The sequence below is a fragment of the Novosphingobium sp. SG754 genome (assembly GCF_013149315.1).
Taxonomy (GTDB): domain Bacteria; phylum Pseudomonadota; class Alphaproteobacteria; order Sphingomonadales; family Sphingomonadaceae; genus Novosphingobium; species Novosphingobium capsulatum.
On the sequence record NZ_JABGCC010000005.1, the window covers coordinates 227,702 to 239,036 of the forward strand.

Annotated in this window: 4 protein-coding genes; 2 read left to right on the forward strand and 2 right to left on the reverse strand. The window is 64.2% G+C overall.

The features are described from left to right. The first annotated feature begins 50 nt into the window (after positions 1-50). The gene (locus FHW97_RS14180) at positions 51-1,718 is read left to right on the forward strand and encodes an NAD+ synthase (protein ID WP_168351962.1); all 1,668 of its coding nucleotides are present in this window, start codon (positions 51-53) and stop codon (positions 1,716-1,718) included. A 146-nt stretch (positions 1,719-1,864) separates the two neighbouring features. Further along, positions 1,865-2,311, forward strand: coding sequence for a hypothetical protein (locus tag FHW97_RS14185; protein WP_022676493.1), 447 nt, complete (start codon positions 1,865-1,867; stop codon positions 2,309-2,311). 378 nt (positions 2,312-2,689) lie between these two features. Here FHW97_RS14185 and rpoC read toward each other — a convergent pair whose 3' ends face one another. Continuing rightward, complete coding sequence (rpoC, locus tag FHW97_RS14190) at positions 2,690-6,970, reverse strand: DNA-directed RNA polymerase subunit beta' (RefSeq protein ID WP_168351963.1); 4,281 nt, start codon at positions 6,968-6,970, stop codon at positions 2,690-2,692. Positions 6,971-7,057: 87 nt separating this feature from the next. Continuing rightward, positions 7,058-11,221 carry a DNA-directed RNA polymerase subunit beta gene (gene rpoB, locus FHW97_RS14195; RefSeq protein WP_022676491.1) on the reverse strand — a complete coding sequence of 1,388 codons (4,164 nt, stop codon included), beginning with the start codon at positions 11,219-11,221 and terminating at the stop codon, positions 7,058-7,060. Between the last annotated feature and the right edge of the window lie 114 nt (positions 11,222-11,335).

Sequence of the window (11,335 nt, forward strand, 5' to 3'; positions counted from 1 at the left end):
ACGGTACAGCCCCCTTGCCCGCCATGGCTGATGCCGCCTAGGGTCTGGCCATGGCCGACACACTGATCATCACGCTTGCACAACTCAACCAAAGGGTTGGCGACCTTGCCGCCAACGCCGCCGCGATGCTGGAGGTGCGGGCAAAGGCCCCGCGCAGCGACCTGATCGTCTTTCCGGAAATGCAGCTGATCGGCTATCCGCCCGAAGACCTGATCCTGAAACCCGCGCTGATCGAACGCGCGGCGGTAGAGCTGGAACAGCTGGCGCGCGCCACCGCCGATGGCGGCCCGGCGATGCTGGTGGGATCGGTCTTCGTGCGCGACGGCGCGCTGCACAACGGCGTGGCGCTGCTCGATGGCGGCAAGATCGTGGCCACGCGCTTCAAGTACGAGCTGCCCAACTATGGCACGTTCGATGAAAAGCGCCTGTTCCTGCCCGGCCCGCTGCCCGAACCGGTGCCGTTTCGCGGCGCCGTTCTGGGCCTGCCGATCTGCGAGGATATCTGGCATCCCGACGTGTGCCGCCACCTGGCGCAGTTAGGCGCGGAAATCTTCCTCTGCGTCAACGGCAGCCCCTACGAGATCGACAAGGACGTGCTGCGGATCGACGGCGTGGCCAAGCGCCGCGCGATCGATACCGGCATTCCGCTCGCCTATGTCAACCGCGTCGGCGGCCAGGACGAGGTGGTATTCGATGGCGCCAGCTTCGTCGTCGGCCCCGAAGGCGCGCTGTGGGCGCAGCTTCCCGAATGGGAAGAGGCCGTGGTCGAAACGGTGTGGAACAAGGTGCCGTTCGGCAACAGCCACCGCTGGCGCTGCCAGGCAGCCGAGGTGGCCGAGCCGACCGAGCATCCCGAAGATATTTATTGCGCCATGGTCATGGCGCTGCGCGACTATGTGAACAAGAACCGCTTTCCCGGCGTGCTGCTCGGGCTTTCCGGCGGGATCGATTCGGCGCTCTGCGCCGCGATCGCGGTCGATGCGCTGGGCGCTGATCGGGTGTGGTGCGTGATGCTGCCCAGCCGCTATACCAGCCAGGAAAGCCTGGACGATGCCGCAGGCTGTGCCCAGATGCTGGGCGTGCGGCTCGATACCGTGCCGATCGCGCCGGCGGTGGACGGCTTTACCGATATGCTCAGCCCCCTGTTTGCCGGGCGAGAGCCCGACCTGACAGAGGAAAACCTGCAATCGCGCATCCGTGGCACCACGCTGATGGCCCTGTCCAACAAGTTCGGGCCAATGCTGGTCACCACCGGCAACAAGAGCGAGATGAGCGTGGGCTATGCCACCATCTATGGTGACATGAACGGCGGCTACAACCCGCTCAAGGATGCCTACAAGACCACCGTCTTTGCCCTCTCGCGCTGGCGCAATGAACACCGCCCGCGCATCGGCATGGGACCGGACGGGCCGGTGATGCCCGAGCGGATCATCACCAAGCCACCCAGCGCCGAACTGCGCCCCGACCAGAAGGACGAGGATTCGCTTCCGCCCTATGACGTGCTCGACGCCATCCTGCTGGGCCTGGTCGAGCATGAAAAGAGCGTATCGCAGATCACCGCTGAAGGGTTCGAGCGCGCCACGGTGGAGCGCATCGAGCGGCTGCTGCACCTGGCCGAGTACAAGCGGCGCCAGGCCCCGCCGGGGGTGAAGCTGGGCATGCGCAATTTCGGGCGCGATCGGCGCTATCCGATCACGCAGGGCTTCCGTACGGCCTGACATCTTTTCGCGCGATGTTTGCAAACGCCGGCTGCCCCTGGGGTGGCCGGCGTTTGTTGTTGCGCTCAAGCGTGCGATTTTTGCGAATGATTCGCATTGACGACGCGGAGCCACCGCCGTACGCTGCGAATCGTTCTCAAAAAGGAGTGCCGCTCTTGTCCACTTCGACCACTGCATCGGCCGCGGCCACGATTGCCGCGTTGGCCCGCCCCCAGGATGTGCGGGCACTGTCCCTGACAGCCCTGCACGTGGTCATGGCCATGCGCCTGTCGGCCATGTTCGAGCGCGCGGGGCGCGACCCTATCCCCGACCTGGCGCAACGCTATCGCAGCATCGAGACCGCCGCCGCGGTCCATGCGCTGGTGCGCCGGGTGATCCGCACCTGGCCAGAACGCTTCCTCGTCAACCGTCCGTGCCAGCTTACCATGACGCCCGACGAGGCAACTCTGGCGGCCATGGTGCGCCATGCCCTGCTGGCCGATAACGAGGGTTTTGCCGGCATGCTGCACGGGTTCGTCAGGGTCGACCGGCAGGACGGCCTCTACCACGCCACCCAACACGCGGCCGCGCTGCTGTCAGGACGCAGCGCGTAACCGCGTGCCCGTTCCGGGCCGGCATTCCCCCGGCGCTGCGGTGCCCCGCTCCTGCCCTGGCAGCGCCGGAAGCCGGCCCGGAACGGGCCTCTTTTTTACGAACATAGAACGCGCTGGGGCAGCTTTCCCTGTCTTGGGCATCGACTATGGCGCCGTAATCTTTTTCACACGAAGCCACGAAGCCACGAAGCCACGAAGGAAGAAGGGTGACGTTCTGGCTGCGCCAGTCTTTCCTTTCTTCGTGTCTTCGTGGCTTCGTGTGAAAAAATCCACGCAGCTTCGCCGCACACACACACTCACACACCAGGGCCAAACAAAAACCCCGCCGGTTGCCCGACGGGGTTCTTGCTGTTTGCGTTGACCGCAGCGCGGCGAGGATCAGTCCTCGTCGCCCTTGATCAGGTAATCGGCCGCATCAGCGTCGGTGCCGTGGGTTTCCCCTTCGACCGAGGCGAGCGGATCGTCGCCGATCGCGGCTTCGGGGCCCTGGGCCAGTTCGGCGGCATGCTCTTCAGCGGCGGTGCGCGGCGCGATCAGGGCTTCCTGAAGGCGACGGTTGGCGGCGCGAAGGGCAGCGTCGCGGCTGTTGGCCGCCACGCGCATGCGGTTCATGCCCGCGCCGGTGCCGGCGGGGATGAGACGGCCGACGATGACGTTTTCCTTGAGGCCGATCAGGCTGTCGCGCTTTCCTTCGACCGCCGCCTGCGTAAGCACGCGGGTGGTTTCCTGGAACGACGCGGCAGAGATGAACGAACGCGTCTGCAGCGAAGCCTTGGTGATGCCGAGCAGCACCGGCTTGCCTTCCGCGAGGCGCGAGCCCCCCGGCATCTTGGCGTTGGTTTCGTTCATTTCCTCAAGGTCAACCTGCTCGCCCGGCAGCAGGGTGGTGTCACCGCCATCGGTGATTTCCACCTTCTGCAGCATCTGGCGAACGATCACCTCGATGTGCTTGTCGTTGATCTTCACGCCCTGCAAGCGATAGACTTCCTGGATTTCCGCGACGAGGTATTCCGCAAGGGCCTCAACACCGAGAACCTCGAGAATGTCGTGCGGATCGGGCGAGCCCGAGATCAGGTTGTCGCCCTTCTTGACGTAGTCGCCTTCCTGGACGTCGATCACCTTGGACTTGGGGATCAGGTACTCGACCGGTTCGCCTTCTTCCGGGATGATCGCGATCTTCCGCTTCGCCTTGTAGTCGCGGATGAACTCGATGCGGCCCGAGATCTTGGCGATGATCGCGTTGTCCTTGGGCTTGCGCGCTTCGAACAGCTCGGCCACGCGCGGCAGACCGCCCGTGATGTCGCGGGTCTTGGCGGCTTCGCGGCTGGCGCGGGCCAGCACGTCACCGGCCTGGACTTCCTGGCCGTCTTCCACCGACAGGGTGGTGCCCGGCGCCATCATGTAGCGCGCGGTTTCACCCGAGGCGTCGTCGAGCAGGGTCAGGCGCGGACGCAGGTCTTCCTTCTTGGCGCGGCCACCGGCGCGGTTTTCGGTGACGACGCGCTGGGCAATACCCGTCGCTTCGTCGACCTGTTCCGTCAGGGTGCGGCCGTCGATCAGGTCCTGATAGCGCACGATACCGGGCTTTTCCGTGATCACCGGCAGGGTGAACGGGTCCCACTCGGCCAGGCGCTGGCCCTGGGCCACGCTCGCACCGTTTTCGTGCAGCAGATGGGTACCATAAGGCACGCGGTGCATGGCGCGTTCGCGACCATCGGTATCCATGATCACGATTTCGCCGTTGCGGGCGAGCGACAGGCGGCGGTTGCGGCTGTCGGTGATCGTCGGAATGTCGCGATAGTGCACGGTACCGTCGCAGATCGATTCGAGGTGCGACTGTTCGTTGACCTGCGCGGCGCCACCGATGTGGAACGTACGCATGGTCAGCTGCGTGCCGGGCTCACCGATCGACTGGGCGGCGATGACGCCAACCGCTTCACCGATGTTCACCGGCGTACCGCGGGCAAGGTCACGGCCATAGCAGGTGCCGCACACGCCCTGGGGCGCTTCGCAGATCAGCGGCGAGCGGATGCGCGCCGACTGGACACCAGCCGCTTCGATCCGGGCGATCGCGCCTTCGTCAAGCAGCGTGCCCTTTTCGCAGATCACGTTGCCGGTCTTCGCCTCGATCATGTCTTCGGCCAGGGTGCGGCCGAGGATGCGTTCGCCCAGCGAGGCGATGGTGGCACCGCCCTGGACGATCGCGCGCATTTCCAGCGCCCGCTCGGTCCCGCAGTCGTTCACCGTCACCACGCAGTCCTGCGACACATCGACCAGACGGCGGGTCAGGTAACCCGAGTTCGCCGTCTTGAGCGCGGTATCGGCCAGGCCCTTACGAGCGCCGTGGGTCGAGTTGAAGTATTCAAGGACGGTCAGGCCTTCCTTGAAGTTCGAGATGATCGGCGTTTCGATGATTTCGCCCGAAGGCTTGGCCATCAGACCGCGCATCCCGGCCAGCTGCTTCATCTGGGTTGGCGAACCACGCGCGCCCGAGTGGCTCATCATGTAGATCGAGTTGATCGGCTTTTCACGGCCGTGCTCGTCGCTCGGCGTGGCGCGGATCTCGTCCATCATGGCGTTGGCCACCTGGTCGCCGCAACGGCTCCAGGCGTCGATCACCTTGTTGTACTTTTCCTGCTGGGTGATCAGGCCGTCCTGGTACTGCTGTTCGTAGTCGGCGACGAGTTCCTTCGTCTCGGCCACGAAAGCGTCCTTGGTCGCCGGGATGATCATGTCGTCCTTGCCGAACGAGATGCCCGCCTTGAACGCGTTGCGGAAGCCCAGGCTCATGATCGCGTCGGCGAAAAGGACAGTCTCCTTCTGGCCGGTGTGGCGATAGACCTGGTCGATGACGTCGGCGATTTCCTTCTTCGTCAGCAGGCGGTTGACCAGCTCGAAGGGCACCGTGTGGCTCTTGGGCAGGCACTCGCCGATCAGCATGCGACCGGGCGTGGTTTCATACCGCTTGAGATAGGACTTCCCGTTCTCGTCGGTCTGCGGCACGCGCGCCACGATCTTGGTGTGCATGGTCACCGCGCCGGCAAACAGCGCCTGGTGCACTTCGGCCATGTCGGCCAGCAGCATGCCTTCGCCCGGCTCGCCCTTGCGGTCCATCGACAGGTAATAGAGGCCCAGCACCATGTCCTGCGAAGGCACGATGATCGGCTTGCCGTTGGCGGGCGAGAGGATGTTGTTGGTCGACATCATCAGCACGCGCGCTTCGAGCTGGGCTTCCAGCGAAAGCGGCACGTGGACGGCCATCTGGTCGCCGTCGAAGTCGGCGTTGAAGGCCGAGCAGACGAGCGGGTGCAGCTGGATCGCCTTGCCTTCGATCAGCACGGGTTCGAACGCCTGGATGCCCAGACGGTGCAGCGTGGGCGCACGGTTGAGCATGACCGGGTGTTCGCGGATCACTTCGTCCAGGATGTCCCAGACTTCCTTGCGTTCCTTTTCCACCCACTTCTTGGCCTGCTTCAGGGTCATCGACAGACCCTTGGCGTCAAGCCGCGCATAGATGAACGGCTTGAACAGCTCGAGCGCCATCTTCTTGGGCAGGCCGCACTGGTGCAGCTTGAGTTCCGGGCCGGTCACGATGACCGAACGGCCCGAATAGTCGACGCGCTTGCCGAGCAGGTTCTGACGGAAGCGGCCCTGCTTGCCCTTGAGCATGTCGGACAGCGACTTGAGCGGACGCTTGTTGGCGCCGGTGATCACGCGGCCACGGCGGCCGTTGTCGAACAGCGCGTCAACCGCTTCCTGCAGCATGCGCTTTTCGTTGCGTACGATGATGTCGGGTGCGCGCAGCTCGATCAGGCGCTTCAGGCGGTTGTTGCGGTTGATGACGCGACGATAGAGGTCGTTCAAGTCCGAGGTGGCGAAGCGGCCACCGTCGAGCGGCACCAGCGGGCGCAGTTCGGGCGGAATGACCGGCACCACGTCGAGGATCATCCATTCCGGGCGGTTGCCGGAATCGATGAACGATTCCACCACCTTGAGGCGCTTGATGATCTTCTTGGGCTTGAGTTCCGACTTGGTCTCGGACAGCTCCTTGAGCAGGTCTTCGCGCTCCTGGACCATGTCGAGGTCCATGAGCATGTGCTTGACCGCCTCGGCGCCGATGCCGGCCGAAAAGGCGTCTTCGCCATATTCGTCCTGCGCGTCGAGCAGTTCGTCTTCGGTCAGCAGCTGGTAGCGTTCAAGCGGGGTGATGCCCGGCTCGATGACCACATAGCTTTCGAAGTAGAGGATGCGTTCGAGCTGCTTGAGCTGCATGTCGAGCAGCAGGCCGATGCGCGAGGGCAGCGACTTCAAGAACCAGATGTGCGCAACCGGCGCGGCCAGTTCGATGTGGCCCATGCGCTCGCGGCGCACCTTGGTCACGGTCACTTCGACGCCGCACTTTTCGCAGACGACGCCCTTGTACTTCATGCGCTTGTACTTGCCGCACAGGCACTCGTAGTCCTTCACGGGACCGAAGATGCGGGCGCAGAACAGGCCGTCACGTTCGGGCTTGAACGTGCGGTAGTTGATGGTTTCCGGCTTCTTGATTTCGCCGAAGGACCAGCTGCGGATGCGCTCGGGCGACGCCAGACCGATCTGGATCTGGTCGAAGGTTTCGGGCTTGGGCAGCTGGTTGGTGAATTTCGTCAGGTCGTTCATTGCGTGATCCTCACTGGGAGGGAAACTCTGTGCATGCGGCAGGCCGGTGCGGCGGCGGAGCATGTCCGCCGCCGCACCACGACCGGCTTATTCGGCTGCCTCGGCCAGGCCATCGTCGTCTTCGGTCTCGTCGATCGACGAGAGTTCGACGTTGAGACCCAGGCTGCGCATTTCCTTGACCAGCACGTTGAAGCTTTCGGGAATGCCGGCCTCGAAGGTGTCGTCACCCTTGACGATCGCTTCATAGACCTTGGTACGGCCGACAACGTCGTCGGACTTGACCGTGAGCATTTCCTGCAGCGTGTAGGCCGCGCCATAGGCCTGGAGCGCCCAGACCTCCATTTCCCCGAAGCGCTGACCACCGAACTGGGCCTTACCGCCCAGCGGCTGCTGGGTGACGAGGCTGTAGGGGCCGATCGAACGGGCGTGGATCTTGTCGTCCACCAAGTGGTGCAGCTTGAGCACGTACTTGCAGCCAACGGTGACCTTGCGGTCGAACGCCTCGCCGGTGCGGCCGTCGAACAGCGTGACCTGGCCCGATTCATCGAGCCCGGCCTTGCGCAGCATGGCGGTCACATCGGCTTCCACCGCGCCGTCGAACACCGGCGAACCCATCGGCACGCCTTGGCGCACGTTCTGGGCCAGCTCGACGATTTCGGCATCGCTGCGGGCCTTGATCTCTTCGGCGTAGTTGTCGCCATAGATATCGACCAGCAGTTCGCGCACCGCTTCGGGCGGCTCGCCCGCCTGCGGATCGGGATTGGCTTCGCGCCAGGCGTCGAGCGCCGCCCCGATCTTGTGGCCCAGGCCGCGTGCGGCCCAGCCCAGGTGGGTTTCGAAGATCTGCCCGACGTTCATGCGCGAGGGCACGCCCAGCGGGTTGAGCACGAAATCGACCGGGGTGCCGTCTTCCAGGAAGGGCATGTCTTCCTGCGGCAGGATGCGGCTGATGATGCCCTTGTTGCCGTGACGGCCGGCCATCTTGTCGCCCGGCTGCAGCTTGCGCTTCACCGCGACGAAGACCTTGACCATCTTGAGCACGCCCGGCGCCAGTTCGTCACCGCGCTCCAGCTTTTCCTTGCGGTCCTCGAACTTCTCCTGGATCGCCTTGATCGCCGTGTCGTACTGGCCCTTGGTCGCTTCCAGCTGCTGCTGGCGCGCATCGTCGGCCACGGCGAACTTCCACCATTCGTGACGTTCCACATCGGCCAGCAGCTGCTCGTCGATGTCGACACCCTTCTTGATGCCCTTGGGCGCGGCCGTGGCCACCTGGCCCAGCAGCATGTCCTTCAGGCGGTTGAAGGTGGCACGGTTGAGAATGGCGCGTTCGTCTTCGCGGTCCTTGGCGAGGCGTTCGATTTCCTCGTTCTGGATGGCGCGGGTACGGTCGTCGATCTCGATGCCGTGGCGGTTGAACGTGCGCACGTCCACGATCGTGCCCGAAACGCCCGGCGGCAGACGCAGCGAGGTATCGCGCACGTCGGACGCCTTTTCACCGAAGATCGCGCGCAGCAGCTTTTCTTCCGGCGTCATCGGGGATTCGCCCTTGGGCGTGATCTTGCCGACGAGGATATCACCGGGGTGCACTTCGGCGCCCACATAGACGATGCCCGCTTCGTCGAGGTTGCGCAGCGCTTCCTCGCCCACGTTGGGGATGTCGCGGGTGATGTCTTCGGGCCCGAGCTTGGTGTCGCGGGCCATGACTTCGAATTCCTCGATGTGGATCGAGGTGAAGACGTCTTCCTTGACGATGCGCTCGCTGATCAGGATCGAGTCTTCGTAGTTGTAGCCGTTCCAGGGCATGAACGCGACGAGCACGTTACGGCCCAGCGCCAGCTCGCCGAACTCGGTCGAGGGACCGTCAGCCAGGATATCGCCCTTTTCGACGATATCGCCCACGCTCACCAGCGGGCGCTGGTTGATGCAGGTGGACTGGTTGGAGCGTTCGAACTTCTGCAGGGTGTAGATGTCCACGCCCGACTTGCCCGGTTCAACGTCGCCGGTCACGCGGATCACGATACGGGTCGCGTCCACCTGGTCGACAATGCCGCCGCGCAGCGCGGCAATCGCGGCGCCCGAATCGCGCGCCACGGTGCCTTCCATGCCGGTGCCCACGAACGGCGCATCGGCCTTGACCAGCGGCACCGCCTGGCGCTGCATGTTCGAGCCCATCAGCGCGCGGTTGGCGTCGTCGTTTTCCAGGAACGGAATGAGCGAGGCGGCCACCGAGACGAGCTGCTTGGGGCTGACGTCCATCAGCGTCACGGTTTCGCGCGGCGCCATGACGAATTCGCCGTTCTGACGGGCCGAGACCAGTTCTTCCACGAACGAGCCATCGGCCGTGGTTTCGGCCGAAGCCTGCGCCACCGTGTGCTTCTGCTCTTCCATGGCCGAGAGATAGACCACTTCGGACGAGACCTTGCCGTCGAGCACCTTGCGGTACGGCGTTTCGATGAAGCCGTACTTGTTGACGCGGGCGAAGGTCGAGAGCGAGTTGATCAGACCGATGTTGGGCCCTTCGGGCGTTTCAATCGGGCAGATACGACCATAGTGCGTGGGGTGAACGTCGCGCACTTCGAAGCCGGCGCGCTCACGCGTCAAGCCACCCGGCCCGAGGGCCGAAACGCGACGCTTGTGCGTCACTTCCGACAGCGGGTTGGTCTGGTCCATGAACTGCGACAGCTGCGAGGAGCCGAAGAATTCACGCACCGCGGCCACCGCCGGCTTGGCGTTGATCAGGTCGTTGGGCATCACGGTCGACACGTCGACCGAGCTCATGCGTTCCTTGACCGCACGTTCCATGCGCAGCAGGCCGACGCGGTACTGGTTTTCCAGCAGCTCGCCCACCGAACGCACGCGACGGTTGCCAAGGTTGTCGATGTCGTCGACTTCGCCCTTGCCGTCCTTGAGGTTCACCAGTTCCTTGACCACGGCGAGGATATCGTCGGTGCGCAGGGTGGTGATGGTGTCCGGGCAATCCAGGCCCAGGCGCATGTTGAGCTTCACGCGGCCCACGGCCGAGAGGTCGTAGCGGTCAGCATCGAAGAACAGGCCGTCGAACAGCGCTTCGGCGGTTTCGCGCGTCGGCGGTTCGCCGGGGCGCATGACGCGATAGATATCGGCCAGCGCGTGGTCGCGATCTTCGGCCTTGTCGGCCTTCATCGTGTTGCGGATCCACGGGCCGGTGCTGACGTGGTCGATGTCGAGCAGGTCGAGCTGGTCCACCCCGGCGCGGTCGAGCACGTCGAGGTTTTCGGGGCCGACTTCATCGCCCGCTTCGATCCAGATGCGGCCGGTCGATTCGTCGATCAGGTCCTTGGCGGCATAGCGGCCAAAGATTTCCTCGGTCGGAATCAGCAGCGACTGCAGGCCGTCCTTGGCCGCCTTGTTGGCAGCGCGCGGGCTGATCTTCTGGCCAGCGGCAAACACCACTTCGCCCGAAGCGGCATCGACGATGTCGAACGTCGGCTTGGCACCGCGCCACTGGTCGAGCACGAAGGGCACCTTCCAGCCGCCCTCGGCGCGCACCCAGGTAACCTTGTTGTAGAAGTGGTCGAGGATCTGCTCGCCATTGAGGCCCAGGGCATAGAGCAGCGCGGTGACCGGCAGCTTGCGCTTGCGGTCGATACGCACGTTGACGATGTCCTTGGCGTCGAATTCGAAATCGAGCCACGAGCCGCGATAGGGGATGACGCGCGCGGCAAACAGGTACTTGCCCGAAGAGTGCGTCTTGCCACGGTCATGGTCGAACAGCACGCCCGGCGAACGGTGCATCTGCGACACGATCACGCGCTCGGTGCCGTTGATGATGAAGGTGCCGTTGTCGGTCATGAGCGGGATATCGCCCATGTAGACGTCCTGCTCCTTGATATCGATGAGGCTCTTGGTCTCGGTCTCGGCGTCCACTTCAAACGTGGCGAGCTTGAGCGTGACCTTCATCGGCGCGGCGTAAGTGATGCCGCGCTGGCGGCATTCGTTCACGTCGTACTTGGGCGCTTCGAGCACATAGCCGTCACGCTCCTTGATATCGAGCGAGGCGGTGCCGGCGAAGTCCTGGATCGGGAACACCGAGCGCAGGGTCTTTTCCAGGCCCGAGACATAGCCGGTCGACGGATCGGAGCGGAGGAACTGCTCGTACGATTCGCGCTGAACCTCGATCAGGTTCGGCATCTGCACGACTTCGTGAATGTCACCGAAGATCTTGCGGATGCGCTTCTTCAGACCGGCGCGGACTGGAGCCTTGGTTGCCATAGGAGGTGAATGCCTCTTTGCTTGTCACGAGCCGGCCAAAACCGGCGGAAATCTGCCATGCGCGGCGGGTGGCACGGCACAAACGCAAACAAGGCCACGGGGCACCGCACACCC